Source organism: Listeria sp. MAN/IMW/UF464, assembly GCF_058683955.1.
On the sequence record NZ_JBZWZP010000003.1, the window covers coordinates 459638 to 480210 of the forward strand.

General features: G+C 38.1%; 21 protein-coding genes. 16 read left to right on the top strand and 5 right to left on the bottom strand.

Going from position 1 to position 20573, the window contains the following annotated elements; genetic code table 11:
* Positions 1–3: 3 nt before the first annotated feature.
* From AC4PG0_RS12220 to AC4PG0_RS12270, 11 genes are all read left to right on the top strand, one after another.
* Positions 4–648 (top strand): ABC transporter ATP-binding protein, encoded by a 645-nt coding sequence (locus AC4PG0_RS12220; protein ID WP_033533572.1) that lies wholly within the window; start codon positions 4–6, stop codon positions 646–648.
* Positions 645–1127, top strand: a complete 483-nt coding sequence (locus tag AC4PG0_RS12225; protein ID WP_045552806.1) for a hypothetical protein — start codon at positions 645–647, stop codon at positions 1125–1127. The genes AC4PG0_RS12220 and AC4PG0_RS12225 overlap by 4 nt, the downstream gene beginning before the upstream one ends.
* A gap of 154 nt (positions 1128–1281) precedes the next feature.
* Positions 1282–3348 (top strand): BglG family transcription antiterminator, encoded by a 2067-nt coding sequence (locus AC4PG0_RS12230; protein WP_003772907.1) that lies wholly within the window; start codon positions 1282–1284, stop codon positions 3346–3348.
* Between the two features lie 193 nt (positions 3349–3541).
* On the top strand, positions 3542–3976 hold the full coding sequence (locus AC4PG0_RS12235; protein ID WP_003772910.1) for a PTS sugar transporter subunit IIA: 435 nt from the start codon (positions 3542–3544) through the stop codon (positions 3974–3976).
* 2 nt (positions 3977–3978) lie between these two features.
* A complete protein-coding gene (locus AC4PG0_RS12240) occupies positions 3979–4251 on the top strand; it encodes a PTS sugar transporter subunit IIB (protein WP_003726309.1) in 273 nt (90 codons plus the stop codon).
* 26 nt (positions 4252–4277) lie between these two features.
* A complete protein-coding gene (gene ulaA, locus AC4PG0_RS12245; protein WP_003726308.1) occupies positions 4278–5576 on the top strand; it encodes a PTS ascorbate transporter subunit IIC in 1299 nt (432 codons plus the stop codon).
* A gap of 69 nt (positions 5577–5645) precedes the next feature.
* Positions 5646–6638, top strand: coding sequence for a phosphotriesterase family protein (locus tag AC4PG0_RS12250; protein ID WP_003772912.1), 993 nt, complete (start codon positions 5646–5648; stop codon positions 6636–6638).
* Positions 6639–6650: 12 nt separating this feature from the next.
* Positions 6651–7400 carry a creatininase family protein gene (locus AC4PG0_RS12255; RefSeq protein WP_045553827.1) on the top strand — a complete coding sequence of 250 codons (750 nt, stop codon included), beginning with the start codon at positions 6651–6653 and terminating at the stop codon, positions 7398–7400.
* Positions 7360–8079: a KDGP aldolase gene (locus AC4PG0_RS12260; RefSeq protein WP_003772914.1), complete on the top strand. Its 720-nt coding sequence runs from the start codon at positions 7360–7362 to the stop codon at positions 8077–8079. The genes AC4PG0_RS12255 and AC4PG0_RS12260 overlap by 41 nt, the downstream gene beginning before the upstream one ends.
* Positions 8080–8823 (top strand): SIS domain-containing protein, encoded by a 744-nt coding sequence (locus tag AC4PG0_RS12265; RefSeq protein ID WP_010991378.1) that lies wholly within the window; start codon positions 8080–8082, stop codon positions 8821–8823.
* A gap of 95 nt (positions 8824–8918) precedes the next feature.
* Positions 8919–9905 carry a DUF4003 family protein gene (locus AC4PG0_RS12270; protein ID WP_492167587.1) on the top strand — a complete coding sequence of 329 codons (987 nt, stop codon included), beginning with the start codon at positions 8919–8921 and terminating at the stop codon, positions 9903–9905.
* Between the two features lie 48 nt (positions 9906–9953).
* Here AC4PG0_RS12270 and AC4PG0_RS12275 read toward each other — a convergent pair whose 3' ends face one another.
* The 5 genes from AC4PG0_RS12275 to AC4PG0_RS12295 form a co-directional block, all read right to left on the bottom strand.
* The gene (locus AC4PG0_RS12275) at positions 9954–11285 is read right to left on the bottom strand and encodes a metallophosphoesterase (RefSeq protein ID WP_492168006.1); all 1332 of its coding nucleotides are present in this window, start codon (positions 11283–11285) and stop codon (positions 9954–9956) included.
* 90 nt (positions 11286–11375) lie between these two features.
* Complete coding sequence (locus tag AC4PG0_RS12280; RefSeq protein ID WP_003772925.1) at positions 11376–12356, bottom strand: polyprenyl synthetase family protein; 981 nt, start codon at positions 12354–12356, stop codon at positions 11376–11378.
* A 21-nt stretch (positions 12357–12377) separates the two neighbouring features.
* Complete coding sequence (gene eetB / locus AC4PG0_RS12285) at positions 12378–12920, bottom strand: flavinylation system FAD exporter subunit EetB (protein WP_003723627.1); 543 nt, start codon at positions 12918–12920, stop codon at positions 12378–12380.
* A 32-nt stretch (positions 12921–12952) separates the two neighbouring features.
* Complete coding sequence (gene eetA / locus AC4PG0_RS12290; protein WP_010991376.1) at positions 12953–13387, bottom strand: flavin-based extracellular electron transfer system protein EetA; 435 nt, start codon at positions 13385–13387, stop codon at positions 12953–12955.
* 176 nt (positions 13388–13563) lie between these two features.
* Positions 13564–15450, bottom strand: coding sequence for an FAD-dependent oxidoreductase (locus tag AC4PG0_RS12295; protein WP_003772929.1), 1887 nt, complete (start codon positions 15448–15450; stop codon positions 13564–13566).
* Positions 15451–15895: 445 nt separating this feature from the next.
* On the opposite strand from AC4PG0_RS12295, the gene pplA reads away from it, so the two are divergent.
* From pplA to rpsJ, 5 genes are all read left to right on the top strand, one after another.
* Positions 15896–16795 carry an extracellular electron transfer flavoprotein PplA gene (gene pplA / locus AC4PG0_RS12300; protein WP_010991375.1) on the top strand — a complete coding sequence of 300 codons (900 nt, stop codon included), beginning with the start codon at positions 15896–15898 and terminating at the stop codon, positions 16793–16795.
* A 162-nt stretch (positions 16796–16957) separates the two neighbouring features.
* Complete coding sequence (locus AC4PG0_RS12305) at positions 16958–18040, top strand: FAD:protein FMN transferase (RefSeq protein ID WP_147732902.1); 1083 nt, start codon at positions 16958–16960, stop codon at positions 18038–18040.
* Between the two features lie 81 nt (positions 18041–18121).
* Complete coding sequence (gene menA, locus AC4PG0_RS12310) at positions 18122–19081, top strand: 1,4-dihydroxy-2-naphthoate polyprenyltransferase (protein ID WP_003772933.1); 960 nt, start codon at positions 18122–18124, stop codon at positions 19079–19081.
* A gap of 19 nt (positions 19082–19100) precedes the next feature.
* Positions 19101–19901 (top strand): FAD export ECF transporter transmembrane subunit FmnA, encoded by an 801-nt coding sequence (fmnA, locus tag AC4PG0_RS12315; RefSeq protein ID WP_003772934.1) that lies wholly within the window; start codon positions 19101–19103, stop codon positions 19899–19901.
* A gap of 361 nt (positions 19902–20262) precedes the next feature.
* A complete protein-coding gene (rpsJ, locus tag AC4PG0_RS12320; protein WP_003720954.1) occupies positions 20263–20571 on the top strand; it encodes a 30S ribosomal protein S10 in 309 nt (102 codons plus the stop codon).
* Positions 20572–20573: the final 2 nt, after the last annotated feature.

Here is a 20573-nt window from a genome sequence, read left to right on the forward strand (position 1 = left end):
TCGATGAATTATATAAAAGTTAACCATTTAACAAAAGTAATCAATAACCATACTATCTTAGACGATATTGATTTTGAATTAAAGCAAGGTGGAATTTATTCGTTCATAGGTCATAATGGCTCCGGGAAAACAATGTTATTTAGAGCTCTGTGCGGTTTTATTGCGCCAACAAGTGGTGAGGTTACAATTAATGGCGTAAGTATTAGTAAAACTAAATCTTTCCCAGAAAAGACCGGAATTATTATTGAAACGCCAGGTTTTTTAGCGAATTATACAGGTTATAAAAATTTGGAATACTTGGCTTCTATTAGAAATCAAATAGGTGAAAAGGAAATACTTGATGCATTAGAAAAAGTTGGGCTTTCTGGAAAAGAGGATTTAAAAGTAAAAAAATATTCACTTGGAATGAGACAACGCCTGGGTATTGCTCAAGCTATCATGGAGAATCCAGATTTATTAATATTTGATGAACCAACAAATTCACTAGATAAAGCTGGTAGTCAAAGTTTTATTGACTTGATTTTAGAGTTAAAAGAAAGAGGAAAAACGATTCTCTTGGCAAGTCATCACATTGCCGATATTGATGGCATATCAGATGAAATATTTGAAATGGAAGCAGGTCAGATAATAAATAGGAGAAAAGCATGAAAAAAATACTTGGCGGGATCTTAATTATTTTAGTAATAGGCCTGTTTGCTTGGCGTGTGTATGATGTAAACGCTAATTCTTTTTCATATGAAAATAAGACACATGCTGAACAGGAAAAATTTCAACTAGGAAGCGCAACAATCAGTGCTAGAAAAGCATTTGTTGTAAGTGATGCGGACTTAAAAAAATATGTGACAAACGATTATTTTAAACAGGAAAATAAGACTCTTTTGCTCGTTCAACTAGAATCTACAGAAAAAGATATAAGAATTTCTGATTTTCAGTTAGGGTATAAAGAATTTGTAACGTTGTCAGATACTTCGGCGTCTAGTTATGAATTCGAAGACGGGGTATATAAGCATTTGGTAGGTTTTAATATCCCTAAAGAATTACTAGCAACTAAAAAGACATTCACATTAGTTACTCCGAGTAAATATTGGAAGAACGGGGCAAGGGATGTTGTGAATATTAGTTTATAAAAAGTAATACGATTCAAACCGACAAAGTCATTTGGCTTTGTCGGTTTTTTTGCGCCTGAAATAAAAATTAACTTGAAAAATATCACATTTTCGCATAACCTTAAAGTAGACATATCTTTTTACCTTCTAGACCGAAATCAAGGAGGTAGGCCAAGTGGTACAATTTGATGCTAGAAATATGATGCTGCTCGAATCGCTCGTCGTGGCGAATGTATATCTTGCACCCGAGAAATTACAAGAAGAACTAGGCATTTCCAAACGAACACTACAATATGATGTTGAAAAAATTAATAAAGAATTAGACGATATAGGGCTCGATGGCATTCAATCCGTTCGTGGACAAGGTTATTATTTATTAGAAGATGAAAAATCGACAATTAAAGAAATCCTTGGAAATAGGGAAGCGAGCCACAAAGTCTTTTCAGCAAGTGAGCGTCGTATCCGTATTTTATTTTTTCTGCTTGTAACAGATGCGCGTGTAATTATTGATACAATTAATGCGTGCAATGAAGTTAGTCGTAACACTAGTTTACAGGATATTAAACAGTTAAAATTAGCGCTCAAACAGTTTAACTTAGAGCTCGCTTATGACCGGAAAAATGGGAATATGGTTCTTGGTGATGAACGTAGTATTCGTCAGTTTTTCATTCATTATTGTATGAATAACGAAGAAATAGCCACAGCAGACCAGTTACTCGATTTAATGAAAATAAATCCAATGATTAAAAATAAAGAACTTTTCCCACATTTAGATACAATTTTTGAAATATTAGCAGTGACAGAGAAAAAAATCGGTATTCGTTATACAGACGAGGTCATTGAACGAATCGGAATTATGATTTTCTTCTTTAAAGAACGAATGAAACGCGATTGTTATTTAAATGAGCACGAAGAACATGAAGTAGAATCTTTTAATATTGCTCAGGAAATTTACGAGCAATTACAGCAAAAAGAGCATTTTAAGATCAATCATGCGGAAATTACTTATTTAGGCAAACTTTTACTTGGCGCTAGTCGCTTGAATGATGATGCAGCTGTTGAAGGAAAGCTGGATATAATTGTTGAGAAAATTATTGCCGAATTTGAGCGCCTTGCTTGTGTGAATTTTGAAGACCATCGTAGTTTAAAAAAAGATTTATTGCTCCATTTACAACCAGCATATTATCGGCTTAAATTCCAAATTGAATGGATTAATCCGCTGCGAACAGATATTAAGCAAAGTTATAGTGACGTGTATGAGATTACAAAAAAATCATTAGAACCACTAGAAGATTTACTCGGTGAAAAAATCCCCGAAGATGAGATAGCGTACGTAACGATTTTGTTCGGCGGTTATCTTTCTCGCAAAAACAATACTTTAGTTGAACGGAAGAAACTTTTAATTGTTTGCTCGAAAGGGGTAGGAACGTCGCGGATGATTGAGCGGCAACTTGCACAATTACTCGGTGAACGTGTTGAAATATTAGAACCAATTTCCATCCGTGAATTTGAAAAAGGGTTATACGCGCCAGACTTTATTGTGTCGACTTTGCCAATTATGGAACCGAAAGCACCAGTTTTCATCGTTAGTCCGATTTTGACTGAGGCGCAGAAGCAACAACTGATGAAGGCGATTGCCCCGCACGTTTTGCAAAAGGATTCGGATGCGCGCATGTTGTCTTCTGTGCTTGATGTAGTGGATCAATATGCCAAAGTGGAAGACCGCGAAAAATTGGCGGCCAAGCTGAAGTCGGTATTGTTCCAAGTGCAATCGGACAGCCAACTTGAAAAATCGCCAACACTTGAAGAACTGTTGCCAAAAGAACGAATTATTTTTAAAGATAGTGTGGCGGATTGGCATGAAGCTATCCGAGTTGCGTCAAAACCACTACAACAAGAAGGTTATATATCGGGAAACTATCAACAAGCTATGATTGAAAACATTGAAAAGCTAGGGCCATACATCGTTATTGCACCAGGGATAGCACTGCCACATGCTTCGGTCGATGACGGCGCATACCGAGTCGGAATGAGCTTACTGCGCTTAAATCAGCCAGTATCATTTTCAAGTAAAGCGAAAGATCAAGTGAAGTTAATTATTGTGCTCGCTTCCATTGACTCCTATACACATATTAATGCGCTAAGCCAGCTTACTAATTTAATTATGAAACATCACTTACTTGAGCAGATTGAACAAGCTGAATCAGCAGCGGAAATTGCCGCAATGTTAACAATAAAATAAGCGATAAAGCCAGTGAGGCAGTAAGATGCCGCGCTGGCTTTTTTGTACGCTCGCTAACAACGAAATGTAACAGTCTATTCTTTGCACTTTCGAAAAGAAAGGAATTGGGCTTTTTTAAACAGAGAGGCTACAGCTATAATAAGAGTGTAAGTTATTGATAGCGCTATCAATTAGTTAGAAGGGATGAAGAGATATGTCTTTTTTGGATAAAGAGCTTGTGAATCTGCACGGATCAGCTAAAAATGCTGATGAAGCTATCATGCAAGCAGGAGAATTATTAGTAAATGCAGGTTATGTGAGCGAACAGTACGTAGAAAAAATGGTGGAATCTTATCACGAAAATGGTGCGTACTTTGTTATTGCACCTCAAATAGCAATTCCTCATGCAAGGCCAACTGATGGTGTTGAAAACTCTGCAGTATCGCTTGTCGTACTAAAAGAAGGCGTGAATTTCGGACACGCCGCAAATGATCCCGTACGATTAGTATTCGGACTTGCAGCAACTTCAAGTGAGGCACATTTAAAAGTCATTCAAAAAATTGTCTCCTTGCTTAGTAACAGCGATAACATTGAAAAAATGATTCATTCAGAAGATTATCAAGCAATTGGAGAATTAGTGGAGGGATAACGATGAAAATTTTAGCAGTGTGTGGACTTGGTCAAGGAACAAGCCTAATTTTAAGAATGAATGTAGAAACAGTTTTACGCGACATGGGAGTAGATGCAGACGTAGAGCATATTGATGTATCAGCTGCGCGTTCGATGAATGTGGATATTATTGTAACAAGTCAAGAATTGGCGGAAACACTTGGAACAGATACAAGCGCCAAAGTAGTCATCGTCAACAACTATTTTGACAATGCAGAAATTAAAACGGCATTATCTGAAGCAATCAATAGTTAAATAAGACAAAAAAAGGTGGGAAAAAAATGGAGATTATTACGTGGATTGCCAATAACTTTTTTGGAACCCCAGCCATACTTTTAGGTTTTATCGTACTTCTCGGGTTACTTTTACAGAAGAAAAATTTAAGCCAAGTTATTAGCGGAACGTTCAAAGCAATTATTGGATTCTTAATTATTAACGCTGGTGCGGCTGTTATTACTGGTTCCCTTGGAATTTTTGAACCAATGTGGAAAGAAGTATTCGGACTTGAAACACCGCCACTTGCAGGGTTTTTAGGACAAGAAGCCTTTAATGCTAAATTTGGTAGTGCAGTAACGCTTGCGATGACTCTTGGATTTTTAGTCAACGTATTATTAGCAAGATTTACACCATTTAAGTATATTTATTTAACTGGTCATATGATGTTCTGGACAACAACGATTTTTGCTGGGATTACTGTTCAAGCTGTCGGTGGAGATATTCCATTCTGGGGCCTTGTACTCTTCTTAGCGGTAATCATGGGTCTTTACTGGACATTACAACCAGCGATTACACAACCATTCCTACGTAAAATTACTGGAAATGATAACGTTGCATTAGGGCACACTTCTTCCAGTGTAGCGATTCTATCGGCTTTACTAGGAAAAGTATTTGGAAATAAGAAAAATGATGCAGAACATATCAATTTACCGAAAAAATTAGAGTTCCTACGTGACTCTAACGTTATTACAGCTCTTACAATGGGAATTCTGTTCGTAGTTGGTGCGGTGATTCTGATGGTGAAGAAAACTCCGGGAGCAGAAAAATTAATCGCAGAAGCTGGAAATCAAAGCTTTATCGTATACTCCATCGTTCAGTCCTTTACGTTTGCAGCTGGTATCGCCATCGTTCTTGTAGGTGTGCGGATGTTTATCGGTGAAATCGTACCGGCCTTCAATGGTATTGCAACAAAACTTGTACCGGGTGCGAAACCTGCACTGGATGCGCCAATCGTTTATCCATATGCACCAAACTCCGTAATTATCGGTTTCGTGGGTGCATTCATTGGAGCGATTATCTGGTTAGTAGTACTTGGAAATACAGTTGGCTACGTGTTTGTGCCAACAATGATTGTTCTCTTCTTCCACGGGGCAGTTGCTGGTGTATTCGGTAACTCAACTGGTGGGGTGAGAGGCGCCTTGATAGGTGGATTCTTAACGGCTACGGTTGTTGCTTGGGGACAATATATTATGGTTACCTTCTTTATCAATACGACTGTTCCAGATACAGCAATGTGGGCAGCCGACTCAGATATGTTTATCCTCGGACCAATTGTCAGCATGTTAGCGAAGTTATTCTTTTAAGTAAAATCTAAACCTCTTCCTTGTCTAGCATTCAAGAGGAAGAGGTTTTTTGAAAGGAAGTTTTAAAAAATGAGTTTTATTCGTACTTTTTATGGAGATATTGCCCCTGAACAACTGGGATTTACTTATTCACACGAGCATATCGTTTGTGTACCGGCTTACTGGCAAGAGCGAGATGCCGATGATTTACTTTTGGATGATAAAGAAAAATCGCAGCTTGATGTACAAGATTTCGCGGATTTAGGAGGCAAAACAATTGTCGATGCAACCGCGGTTGATTACGGCAGACGCGTGCTCGATGTGGCGCAAATTTCCAAAGAAACAGGCATCCAAATCGTTGGAACAGCTGGCTTTAACAAAAGTTTTTTATGGGACGGAAAAATTAAACCAGAACTGAAGCCGATCATAGGCGATTTTGAAACATATTATGAATGGATTGAAAACACTTCTATAGACAAACTAACGGAATTCGTTGTAAATGAAGTCGAAAATGGGCTTGAAGGAACGCCGTATAAGGCCGGTCAGGTGAAATTTGGAACTGGCTACAATATGATTACACCTTTAGAAGAAAAGACGATACGCGCGGTTGCAAGAGCACATCATGAGACAAAAGCACCAATACATTCTCACACAGAAGCGGGAACGATGGCTTTAGAGCAAATTGAGATTTTAAAACAAGAAAATATCCCGTTAGAATACCTCTCTATTGGGCATATGGACCGCAACCTAGATCCGTATTATCACAAACAAGTTGCCAAAACAGGTGCATTCATGTCGTTTGATGGCATCGCAAAAATCAAATACGCACCAGAAAGCGCTCGGATTGCAGCGATTCTTTATCTAGTTTCGGAAGGCTTTGAAGATCAAATTTTGGTCAGTGGTGATACAGCGCGCAAAACTTATTATAAACATTACGGCCACGGACCAGGACTTGAATATATTGCCAAAAAATGGGTGCCACGCTTTATTGACGAAGCTAACGAAAAAGGCTTTGACGGAGAAAAATTAGTTAAAAAATTCTTCGTGGATAACCCGGCAAGATGTTTTACTTTTAAAAAATAGGAGGCGAAATCTGTGTTATATGCAGATGAAAATTCTTTTGATATTGGCGCAAAAATCACGAAAACAAAACCAGTCCTTTTGCCAATAGGAGCAGTTGAAGCCCACGGACCGCATTTGCCGCTAGGGACAGACAATATTTTAGCGTCAGAATATTCAGTGAAAATAGCGGCGGAAACAGATGGATTTGTGCTTCCCGTATTACCCTATGGCCAAGTTTGGAGTTTGCAAGATTTCCCGGGAAGTTTAACGCTATCAAATGAAACGGTAACGAAAGTAGTTGTAGAAATCGGTGAAAGTCTATATAAACAAGGATTTCGCCTGTTTGTCCCAGTGAGCGGACATCTTGGAAATATGGCGGCGCTAAAAGATGCAGCGCGCGAACTATATGCCAAATTTCCGGATATGATTATCTTGCACATTTTTTACCCAAATATCCAAAAACTTGCAATGGACGTGCGCGAAGGAAAAGCAAACCATCATACCTATATTCATGCTTGTGAAATCGAAACATCCCTCATGCTTTACTTATCACCGGAAAATGCGGATATGAGTCGTGCCATTGATGACCCGCCAATTTTACCAATCGATGCGGATTTCACACCAACACCGTGGCAAAACTTCACCAAGACAGCAGTTTTAGGAGAAGCAACTTTGGCAACAGCAGAAAAAGGCGAATACTTGATCGAAAAAACGTTAAAAACATGTGTGGAGTTGATAAAGCTTGAACAAGAAAAAATTCGAAAATCTACCGAAATGGAATAATTTTGCGCTATTTAATTTTTTAGCGAAAGATAAAGAAAATAGCTTGGAAGTCATGGAAGCATCACGCGGTTTTGCAGTACCAGGAATCGTGGCGACAAACTATGAAACACCAGAAGAAGCTGCAAATGTGGTGAAAGAACTACAAACAACAGCTGAGGTCATCAGTGTTGGTCTTGGTGGTGGCGGCGACTGGCACAATTGGCGGGATGTTCTTCATATCGCGCGCCTCGTACCGAATAGTCATATTAACCAACCAATCGAAACAGCGGGATTAACAAATGACTTGCTCCCAGAAACATACACCAATGCACTCGTTCGACCAACCGGAAAAGTCGGGATTGTCAAACTATCTTCCGGCGACGAAATTACCGCTGAAGAAGCTGTCGATTATTGTCTATCCGCAAATATTCCTTCAATCAAATTTATGAGCATCGAAGGAACAAAGTATTTAGACGAACTTGTTTATTTAACAAAAGTTGCAGCGGAAAAAGGGATATACGGCATTGAGCCAGCAGGAGGGATTGGCGCCGAGAATATCCTTGAAATAACAACCGCCATCAAGACGACCGGCATTCCGTTTTTCATGCCACATATCTTTGGAAAAACAATTGATAAAGCTACAGGTCGCACTAAACCAGAAGAAATCGAGAAAATTTTTGCAGCTTTGGAGGGGAAATAAATGATTAATAACTATATCGATATTACGATTCGCTTATTAGAAAATATTCTTGATAATGAAGCTGATTATGTAAAAGAAGCAGGAGCGAAGGTAGCCGAGTCCATCGAAAACGACGGTGTGATTCATTTATTTGGCTGCGGTCACTCGCATATTTTAACAGAAGAAGTATTTTACCGAGCTGGTGGACTTGCTGCGATTCATCCGATTTTACACGAACCACTTATGCTTCACGAAGGTGCTGCGGCGTCATCCGTACTGGAGCGAAAAAATGATTATGCGAAAACGTTTATGGCAGAGGAAGATATTCGCTCGGGTGATGTGATGATTGTATTATCCACATCTGGCCGCAATCCTGTCCCAATAGATGTTGCTGAAATTGCCCGTGAAAAAGGCGCATTTGTCATCGTTATTACTTCATTACAATATTCAGCTAGCCAAAAATCACGCCACACATCTGGTAAACGCTTATCCGATACAGGTGACATTGTAATTGATAACGGCGCTGTTAAAGGAGATGCAGTATTAAAATCAGCTAACTTTGACATAGCATTCGCGCCGACTTCCACGGTAACTGGCGCTGTCATCTTGCAGTCCATTTTTGCCGAAGCGATTGAAAAAATGGTGAACGATAACTTCACACCACCAGTATTTATAAGTGGTAATGTCGAAAATGCCGATGAGCACAACCAAGCACTTGTTGATAAATACAATGAACGAATTCCGCTACTTGGAATGAATTTATAATAGAGAAAAGTCTAGGCGCTGACCTAGACTTTTTTTGCTATATTTAGTTTATACGCTATAATTAAACTATTATAAAAGGAGAAGGAGTGCGGCCGATGGATTCAGCATATGTATTTGATAGCGAACAAGCAACGAAATTATTAATGAAGAACTACGAGTTAGTAAAAACAAGTGGCGTTAGTTTTATTGATAAGCGGATTCGATTTTTGATTGCTCGTCTTTTTGCGGGAAATAATGAAATCGTTCAACCAGAAAAATTCTATGAAATAAATAAAGAATTTAAACGACAACTAGGTATGTTTACAGCGTTAAATGGTAATGTTCGCGCATCGCTTGTTGGCTTACTGATGGCAAGTGATAACGCGAAACGGGATAGTGTTCGTCAAGTGATTTCCAATTACAACACACTCATCGAAGCCGGCTTTAAACGCACAGAATACACCTATTTCGCCGCTTACCTATTACTAGAATCAGAAAATCCAACACTAACAGCAAAAAAAGCCAAAACCATTCATCAACTTTTCAAAAAAGACCACCCATTTTTAACCAAAAGTGAGGACGTAACAACAGCTGTTTTCTTAGCTAATCTCAAAGAAGAGAATGTAGAAAAATTAGCTGAAGTCACAGAATACTATTTCCAAGAATTTGCCGCAAAAGGGTTCCGAAAAAATGATAGCTTGCAGTTTTTAGCTACAACAGGAACACTTTTATATGGTGAAAAAGACAGCAAATTTATTAGAAGAGTAGATAATGTGGTAGAAGAATTACGTCAAAAAGGTGTGAAAATCAAGCCATTACATTACTCAAGTATCGGAATTTTAGCATTTGTGATGGATGGGCGCAAAATTGACTCTGGCTTGGTGAACTTAATTGATGACTTGCAAAATCAACCGGGTCTGCGGTTTGGTTGCGAGTTTGTAACAGCACTGGCAATCAGTCTTTATACAGAAAAACAATCGGGCCAAATGAGCAAAGAACAATTAGAAGGATTAATGGTTAATGTGCATATCTTAATTGCGATGGAACAAGCAGCCGCAATGAGTGCAGCCGCAGCAGCAAGTGCGGCCGCGGCATCAAGTTAATAAAAAACCTGGAAGCAGAATAAGTATGCTTCCAGGTTTTTTATTATTTTAAGGACTAACATAATAATCATTACTTTGTTTTGGAGGAACAGAACTACTTAAAACATAATCTTTTAAAAATGAATTAGGAGCACCGTCCCATAAATCCATTCCAGCAGATTTAGGTGGAGCGATGCCTGCAAAGAAAGCCATGTTATTTAAAGCCATGGTATCGGCCATTTTTTCTTTATCAGTTTGACTATAGTTTTTATAAGATTCACTCGTCATTAAGTCCATCATAGCTTTATCATAACCACTATTATAAAAAGTCTCATAATCGTATGCATCAAAGTTAAGCAGATTTTTGTCTGATGTTCCAGTTTCTTTTGCCCAAGCTTCTATGTCTAATTTTTGAGATTGGTAGGTGAATGTTTTGTTTTTTGCGCTATAGGTAAGGTTCCCGTATTTATGTGGATAGACGGAAAGAGCATTTGTTACAATATCAGTAATTTCTTTGCCGTCTGAACTTTTGGCAGATCGAATGTTTTGGGTGTGGATATGCCCACTCAAAGAAAAATTCATATTGCCAGCTGTCAGAGCATCGATTACTTGTTGATTGTAATTGATTGTGTAACCCTTTTGAATAACATCATTATGATCAGTTAAATTGTGGTGCATAACTGGAACAATCGTCACGCCATTTTTTTTCGCTAAGGCGCTACATTCTTTAATCCAATCTAACGTGCCAGCTGTTAAACCGCCTTCTGTCGTTGGGGAGCCTTGCTGCATATTGGTTTTATAAATAGCTGTATCAAGCATGAGAAGCCAAACCTTGGATGAAGGTGCTGCTAAATAGCTTAGCGAAAAATCATCTTCAGAAATAGCATCTTCGTAGCCAAAATGATTATAAATTTTGCTAAAATCTGCTGGTGATACTGTATCGGTCGGTAGTTGTTTGTCTTTCTCGAATTTTCGAGCCCATGGATTATTTATATCGTGATTACCGGGAACAACGAATACTTGGGTGCCTGTTTTTTCTACTTGCGCTAGTTTTTTAGCTAATTCTTCATGGCTAGTTTTTTCGCCATTATTAGTCAAATCACCGCTAATAATTAAAACGTCAGCCTTTTTAGTCTCAACATCTGCTAAGAAAGCATTGGTTATTTCATCGCTATATGCCAATTGCTTTCCATCACCAGCGGCTAGATATTTTTGGAATGCCTGCCCGCCATCAGTGAGTGATGGCGCAAAATAATGAACATCGGTCGTTTCAATTATTGATAAATCACGGTCTTTTTCAATCGGAGCAGTAATTTTTTTCGTTTCTTCACTTGCAGAACTACAGGCAACTAAGGAAAAAGATAAAAGAATAGGTGTCACTATTTTAAAAAATCGAATCACGTTAAATCACGCTTTCATGTTTGTATTTTCACAAATTGAGGTAAAATTTAGAACAAAACTCGGTAAGCAAAGAGCAATGTTCTAAATGTATTAAATATCTCTATCTAATATGCTTTTCGTCAAGCGGTACATATCATCACGATACGCGCCAGCTGGTAGTTTTTTAATTTCACGAAGGGCTTTATTCGTATATTTACTTGCAAGTTTGAATGCCTGTTCGACACCCTTATATTTAGAAATAAGTGCTAAAACTTGTTCAGAAGCATCATCAGTCATATCTAGTTTTTGAGAAAGAAGCGGCTCAAATTCAGCCAAGTGACCTTTCATTGCATAAATTAGCGGTAGCGAATAAATACCTTGTTTCATATCATTTAAAACAGGTTTACCAAGACCTTCATCAGTACTTGTATAATCCAAGACGTCATCAATAATTTGGAAAGCCATACCAAGATAATGGCCGATATTATAACATTTCGCTACAGTCATGCGTGGTGCTTTACTGCCCGTTGCACCAGAGTAACAACTAAGAGCAAATAGTTGAGCTGTTTTGCCAGAAATACGCGATAAATATTCGCGAACTGTTACATCCATTTTATAACTTGTGCGCATTTGATCCAGTTCACCCATTAAGATTTTTTCGATATTTTTACTGTTAAATTCGATATTTTCAACGGAAGAAGCATGTGCGGAAAGAATCTTAAAACAAATACAGAATAAATAATCCCCTGTATAAACGGCATAATTACGACCATATTTTGAATGGATAGTAGGGATGCCGCGACGTAATGGTGAATCATCAACGACATCATCATGAATCAACGTCGCCATATGGAGCACTTCAAGAGCAGCTGCGATAGAAACCGCGCGTTCTTTATCAAACTCAGGTCCAGCTTGAGCAGATAATAGCGCAAAAGCAGGGCGGAGTAATTTTCCACCAGCATGAATTAAATCTTTCACGTTTTTCTCTACATGTTTATCGCGAATTTGAATGTTGCTTTCAATTGTTTGTAATACTTCTTGTAAATCTTTGGAAAGTGCAGGATAATCATCCCACATAGCATGAAGTTGCATATTGAACTCCTTTTTTTAAAATTATTTTTGTGCTGCTTGACTTTGTTTAGCATCAGCGAACATCCGCAAAGTTTGGACATTTTTCAGCAAGTAGTTTGCCGCAATCCCAACCGCGATTCCAGAAAGAATACCGATAAAAGATAATACAGGTAAATAGAGCATAACCGACCAAGTCCCCGCAATCCAACTGGCAATAACGAGTTGTCCGACGTTATGTAAAATCCCACCGGTAACACTAACGCCAATGATGCTCACACGTTTCGGTCCAAGTTGTTGTACAAGCCACATCCCAAGAAAACTCAAGATAGCTCCCGCCGCACTATACATAAATGTTGAAATAGTCCCACCAAGCAAAGTGGACAACACCAATCTAATGCAGATAATCATAAATGTATCTTTTGCCGATAACGTATAGAGCGAAATACAAGTAATAATATTAGCAAGACCGAGTTTCGCTCCAGGAGCAAACGCAAATGGAAATGGAATGGCTCTCTCAAGTAAACTAATAACAACAGCTTGTGCAGCCAGTAGCGCTATATATACTAATCGTCTGTTTTTTGTCATAAAAACACTTTCCTATCTATTAGAGGATAAGGTCAGGAAGAGATAATTGGATCATCTGCATCACCTGAACTCCCGTCACTCGCTTTTACTTCAATCACTAACTTATGTGGAAGACAAACGACTGTATCACCTTGTTTATCAATTGCCCCAGTTCGAACGCAAACCTGATCGTTGCAATTAGCTTTACTGATTCGAATTTCTTCCCCCGAAACCTCAATCGTGTTAGTATGTCCATCTGGCTGTTTCACATCAAAGCTTTCAGTCCCTTTATGCCCAGTAAGCGTAACGGTTTTATATTCCTTACTATCAACCGAAATAACCGCAACAAGCTCTTTTTTTCCATTAGCTGGAGCAGGTTCATTCGCTTTTACATATGAAAAAATAGCAATCGGCAAAAAGGAAAGTATGCAAAGAGATAAAATAATTATAATATCCCAGCGTTTCACCATATAAAAGTACTTTTTCACCGCATTGCCTCCTTTCCAAATGTCATGTACAAATCCTATTTTAAAGGATAACGCCTAAATATAATAGGAAAAAGTTCATAAAAATAAACAAATAATAAAAACGGAAGCACCTCCTATGCCAAAACTGGCTTTTGGATGCACTCCCGATTTTTAATTTAAAATTTTAACTAGCTAATTTACTTGTCTCTGTAAACGGACCTCGGCTTACCGTACCACCAGTGACCAAGATGTTTTTGGAACCAAGGAACAGCCCAATAATCAAGACCAAATGTACGTCCAGCGCCATTTAGAAGTGCGATAGAAGCTGGTAACGCCCAGAATTTGTCCCAACCAAGCATAGCGCTTAGAGTGAACATTACTAGGAATCCAGCACTTCCGATACTTACAAGCCAAGTGAATAGACCAACTACCATAGCAAGACCAATTGCAAGTTCAACAAAAGGTACAACTTTTTGCATTACTAGAGCAACGTCAAGGTTTGGCATAAGAAGTTTCATAATCCATTCAAACCAACCAGGCATATGGCTAAGAATTGGTGTAGTTACGTTTGTCGCAGCGGCACCAGCAGCATCACCGGCAGCTTGACTAGCGCCAGATGTTGCAGCAGTTTGTAACCATTCAAAAGGCATTTTTGAACTAGTTGCTGTTAACCAAGAATCAGAACCAATACCATTAAATAGAGGTTTTAAGTTAGTAATACTTACTTTATCCCATGTAGTTTCACCGTAGATTTTAGAAAGAGCTTCGTCAATCCAGAACCAACCTAGATATACACGTAAAGGAAGAACCCAAAGTACGTTACCGTAACGAGAAGTCCAACCACGGAAGATATTACGGTGATCTTTAATGTGGAAGAATTCGTGCATAATATATTGCCACATGTAATAACCACTGCGAATACCGAAGAAGTAATAAAGGTTAACCATATGTTTCATTAAAATAGCGAACCAACCAGATAGATGCATGCCACCAAGGTGAGCAACACCGTATTTAGCCCCGATAGATACCATGACACCATGATATTTACCTTGGAATGGTTCTTTTTCGCCAGTACCACTCATTTCAACGATGATGCTTTTCGCTGCAGTTAATGCAGTTTGTTCAGCACCTTCAACGATTTGTGGAGTTGGCTTGCCATCTTCATCTTCAAAGTAAGCAAGGTCACCAACAACATACACGTCTTTAAGACCTTCTGCTTCCATATATTGATTTACTTTCAAACGTCCTGCACGAGCAGATTCCATGCCATAATCCTTTGTATCAGAGTTAGCACGAACACCAGCAGTCCAAATTAATGTACTTGTTGGAAGCTCTTCGCCAGATTTAAGAACGATGCTTTCAGGTTTAACTTCAACAATTGCAGCGTTTTTCATGATTTCAATACCTTTTTTAACCATGTAACGTTCTGCTTTGTCAGCGTCTCTTCTTTCAAGCATGTTTAGGATTGTTGGAGCAGCTTCTACTACAACTAGTTTAATTTCAGATGCGTCAATTTTGTTATCTTTAGCTAGACGATCTTTCCATTCTAAAAGTTCCCCAACCATTTCGATACCAGTAAATCCAGATCCACAAACAACGAATGTTAACATTGCTTTACGTTTTTCAACGTCTTGTTCGCGAGATGCTTTAGTTACTGTTTCTTCAATATGATTGCGTAATTTAACAGAATCTTCCCAAGACCAAAGTGTAAAGCCGTTTTCGCCAACACCAGGAGTCCCGAAATCATTAGGTTCGCCGCCCATACCAAGTACTAGGTAATCGAACGGATAGCTTCCGTGTTCTGTTGTTACAACTTTCTTATCGTGATCTACATGTGTCACGTTGTCAGTTACAAGATTAACTTTTGTTCTATTAAACAAACGACGTAAATCATATTGAATTGCAGTTGGTTCAACACGACCACCAGCAACCTCATGAAGTTCAGTCATCATTGTGTGGTACGAATGACGATCGATTAATGTAATGTTGACGTCTTTGTCTTTCTTGTATTTCTTAGCTAATTTCTTAGCAGCGTGTACACCTGCATATCCTGCCCCAATTAAAACGATATTCTTTTCAGGCATATGCTTCCTCAACTCCTTGTAAGTTTATTCACAAAAATAAAATGAGTCCAAAATTCCCCACAGTATTATTATAACCTATCATAGTTTAACAGAAACCTCCTACTAATGTCTAGATAGTAAAGAACAATTCTAATCTAAAACCCGAAAAATAGGACTTTATACAAAATTTGTATATTTGAGCAGGCTAAAAGTCCTTGTTTTATCTAGGTTGTTAGACATTTTTGTATGCTATTTTGCTAGAAAATGATGGTTTTACCCAAGTTTTATGTATCAATAGTCATTATTTTGAAAATTAGATGAATTATGTCTTTAGAATTACAGTAGACAAAAGCGCACGCTGATGGTATCATTTGTATTGTAAAAGTGATATCGCTTTCGCAGACTATCCGTTTGTGTTCACGTTATCACAAACAAGGTTTTAATAAAACAAAAGGTGGGAGCAAATATGAAATTGAAAAAAGTAGCAATGGGTATTACCGTAGTAATGGCTTCAAGTTTATTACTAGTAGGTTGCGGTAGTAGCGACGACAGCAGCAAAGATAAGAAGAGCACAGACACAAAACAAACAGAAACAAAGAAAACAGCTAAAACAGATGGTACTATGACTGATGGTACTTACAAATTAGAAGAAAAGAATTTCGACGACAAAGGCTGGAAAGGTTTCATGTCAATCGAAGTTAAAGATGGTAAAATCACTAAAGCTAACTACGATTACAAAAACAAAGACGGCAAACTTAAATCTGAAGATGCAGACTACGAAAAAGCAATGAAAGACAAAGTAGGAACTGGTCCTCAAGAATACTTGAAACAATTAAGCGATTCCCTTGTTAAAGGACAATCTGCATCATCTGTAGAAGTAGTTTCAGGAGCAACTCATTCCTCTGACGCTTTCATCAACTACGCAAACCAATTAATTCAAGCAGCTCAAAAAGCTGATACAACTACAATTTCCATCAACAACCTAGCTAAAATGGAAGATGGAACTTATAAATTAGAAGAACAAAACTACGCACATGGTTACCGTGTAGTATTCAGCATGGACGTTAAAGATGGCAAAATCACTAAATCTGATTACAACTATGTTGACAAAGACGGTAAACTTAAATCAGACGACGCTGACTATGAGAAAAACATGAAAGCTAAATCTGGTACTGGTCCAAAAGAATACATCCCAGCACTTAATAAATCTCTAGTAGAGAAACAAGATGTTGCTGCAGTAGACACAGTTTCTGGTGCTACTAACTCTTCTAACCAATTCAAAATCTACGCAGCTCAACTTCAAAATGCTGCACAAAATGGTAACACTGACACTATCAAAGTGTACAACCTAGTAGAAGCTGAATAATTAGTACAATGAAAAGCACAAAGCGGCTGGCCCTAATTCTGGGGCTAGCCGATTTTTTTATCGCAAAACAGAGGAATTAAGCCTTTTTACTGTAGATTTATTCCTTTTTTTACGCTATAGTTATTCAAGTAAAGATCACGGATTAGAAAGGTGAAAAAGCTAATGAAGAAATGGAAAATAATACTTTCAGTTATCGTATTGGCACTTGTTGTGTCGGCATGCGGAAATTCTAATAACGATTCAAAAAAAGAACCAAGTGATTCTAAAACACTTTTGGAACAGCCTTACTCTAAAACTGATTTCCTAATGGGAACAGTAGTCACACTTAAAATCTATGACAAAGGCAAAGAAGACGTTCTAGACAAAGGTTTCGATCGCATTAAAGATTTAGCAGCTAAAATTACTACAAGCGATGCAGAAAAAACATCGGAAGTTGACAAAATAAACGAACAAGCTGGAAAAAAACCAGTAAAAGTTTCTAAAGATGTCTACTATTTAATCCAAGAAGGACTGAAATACTCGGAAAACTCTGGTGGTAGCTTTGACATTACCATTGGACCACTTACTTCTTTATGGCATATCGGTTTTTCTGATGCGCGCAAACCTTCGCAAGCAGAAATCGATGCAGTTTTACCATTAATTAATTATAAAGACGTAAAAATGAACGACGAAGACCAAACTGTCTACTTGGAAAAAGAAGGCATGGAGCTTGATTTAGGAGCAATTGCAAAAGGGTTCATCACTGACGAAACATTAAAAGTGTTCAAAGATAACAAAGTAACTACTTCCATAATTGATTTGGGCGGAAATATTTATGTTCAAGGGAAAAATCCTAATGGCAATAAATGGAATGTTGGAATACAAGATCCGTTTTCTCCGCGTGGTAGTGTGATTGGGAAGCTTCCAGAATCTGATATGTCGATTGTAACTTCGGGCATTTATGAACGTTATCTAGAAGTGGATGGAAAAACATATCATCACATTTTAGACCCAAAAACAGGGTACCCGTTTGATAATGATATTGCTGGCGTGTCTATCGTATCTAAAAAATCTATTGATGGCGATGGCTTGTCAACAGCTACTTTCTCCAAAGGAATTAAAGGCGGAATGGATTACATTGAGCAGTTTAAAGGTGTAGACGCTATCTTTATTAGTAAAGAGAAAAAAGTATACGAAACATCCGGCCTAAAAGGGCAATTTGAATTAACAGATAAAAATTTCCAAATGGACACTTTGAAAAAATAAACCATTATATATAGAAGAAAGTGAGCAGACTTCTAACCGAGGTCTGCTCATAATAAGGTAGAGAGGGGTTAAAAAGGGGTTATGTCAATATCATCATTCCTGAAGTTGGTTGAAATCCAGACGAAGATAGCTAGCGTATTTCCGTTTATGTTAGGGACGCTATTTGTTGTGTATCAATATGATATGTTTAAGCCTATTAATACGTTGATATTTTTTGGCTCTATGCTAATTTTTGATTTAACAACTACCGCAATTAATAATTATATGGATTACCGTAAAGCCACAGATAATCATGACTACGACTACAGGACAACAAGCAACGTTATCGGGCAACAACAAATTCCAGAACGAACAGTTATTATTACTATTTTTCTGATGTTTTTCATTGCAACTGGTTTAGGTGTTTGGCTTGTTTTCCGCACTGATTTGCTAGTGCTATTAATTGGATTTGTATGTTTCTGTATTGGTATTTTGTATACATTTGGTCCTGTGCCACTTTCGCGTATGCCGCTTGGAGAGATTTTTTCAGGGGTTACGATGGGATTCGGGATTTTCTTCTTAGCTGTTTATGTAAATGCGTACGATGCCGGAATTGCGAATTTACTTTGGCAAGGAGAAATGGTAACCATCCAGTTCAATCTAATAGAAATCATCCGGATAGGTGTGGTATCCTTACCATGTATTTTCACGATAGCGAATATTATGCTAGCCAATAATTTGTGCGATTTAGATGAAGATATTAGAAATCATCGTTATACACTTCCTTATTATATAGGTAGAAAAATGGGCGTTCTTCTTTTTAATGCACTGTACTATGCGTCGTTTTTAGCAGTGGTTGTTTCGGTATTTATTCATTTCTTGCACCCAATCATGCTAGTGTCGGTACTGGCTGTTTATCCGGTCTATCGTAATTTAGTTAAATTTAATAAAGAGCAAGTGAAATCAAAAACATTTGTTATTGGTATACGCAATTTTGTGCTGATTAATGCGACTTTAACAATCTTAATGGCGGTTAGCGTTGTAATTCAACAATTGACGTGAGTGAAGGGGGCTTCTTTGAATGATAGAAAAACTGATATTAGGTCGTTTTGTTCCAGGGGAGTCCTTAATTCACGGACTTGATGCGAGAACGAAATTGCTAGCTGGGTTTTATTACATTGGAATTTTATTTCTAGCGAATAATTGGTGGACATATGCTTTAATGGTCTTGTTCACGCTAATGATTGTTCAAATGACGGGGATAAAGTTGAAAGTTTTCATAAAGGGAGTTAAACCACTTATTTGGTTAATCTTATTCACCGTTGTGATGCAAATTTTGTTCGCAAGTGGTGGAACGATTTATTTCGACTGGGGTCCTTTTACAATTTCGTCTTTCGGTCTTTTGAATGGTGTTTTTGTGTTTTTACGCTTTGTATTAATTATTATTATGTCGACAGTCATTACTTTAACAACTACCCCGATGAACTTAACAGATGCAATTGCGTATATCCTTCGTCCTTTTGCAGTGCTCAAAGTACCTGTTAACGACATCGCCTTAATGATCTCCGTTGCGCTACGTTTTATTCCGACACTTATGGGTGAAACGGATAAAATTATGAAAGCTCAGCGCGCACGTGGAGTTGATTTTGGTGAAGGAAACTTATTCGAACAAATGAAAGTGGTTGTTCCGATTTTTATCCCGCTTTTCGTTAGTTCCTTTAACCGGGCCGAAGAGCTAGCCGACGCAATGGAAGCTAGAGGTTATCAGGGCGGGGAAGGACGAACTCGTTTTCGGATACTTCACTGGCACTTTGGCGATCTTGTTGCGCTAGGTGTCATGTTGCTTCTAACAGCTGGACTTATATTGCTTCGTACTTCTTAAAAACATTCGAATCATCGGATGTTTTTTTTATTTTATTTAAAAACCAAAGAATACTGCTATGAAGCGTTTTTCGTCAGATAATAAACCGAGATTCTTCTATATAATAGCTTCTATGAAAATAACTTAAAACTTTTTTCAAAAAGCGGTTGATTACTACCCCTAACCCGTGTATAATAGATAAAGTGCAAATGGACAGGCATTGGTCTGCCCTTTTGGCAACGAGCACCCCGGTATTGCCGGGAATGCCCATGTGATGAAGTGAAAGGTTGCTGACACACCCGGCCGCTTTGCCATGGCGGATGTTCAGGTAATTTTCACGGAGAATGTCTACTTTGAAAGTAGGCGAAAAGGAGGGAAAGTAATGGCAAAACAAAAAATTCGTATTCGTTTAAAAGCGTATGATCACCGTATTTTGGATCAATCAGCAGAAAAGATCGTAGAAACAGCGAAACGCTCAGGTGCTTCCGTATCTGGTCCGATTCCACTTCCAACAGAGAAGTCTATCTACACAGTCTTGCGTGCGGTCCACAAATATAAAGATTCTCGTGAGCAATTCGAAATGCGTACACACAAACGTTTAATCGACATCGTTAATCCAACACCACAAACAGTTGATAGCTTGATGCGTTTAGACTTGCCAAGCGGTGTGGACATCGAAATAAAACTATAATA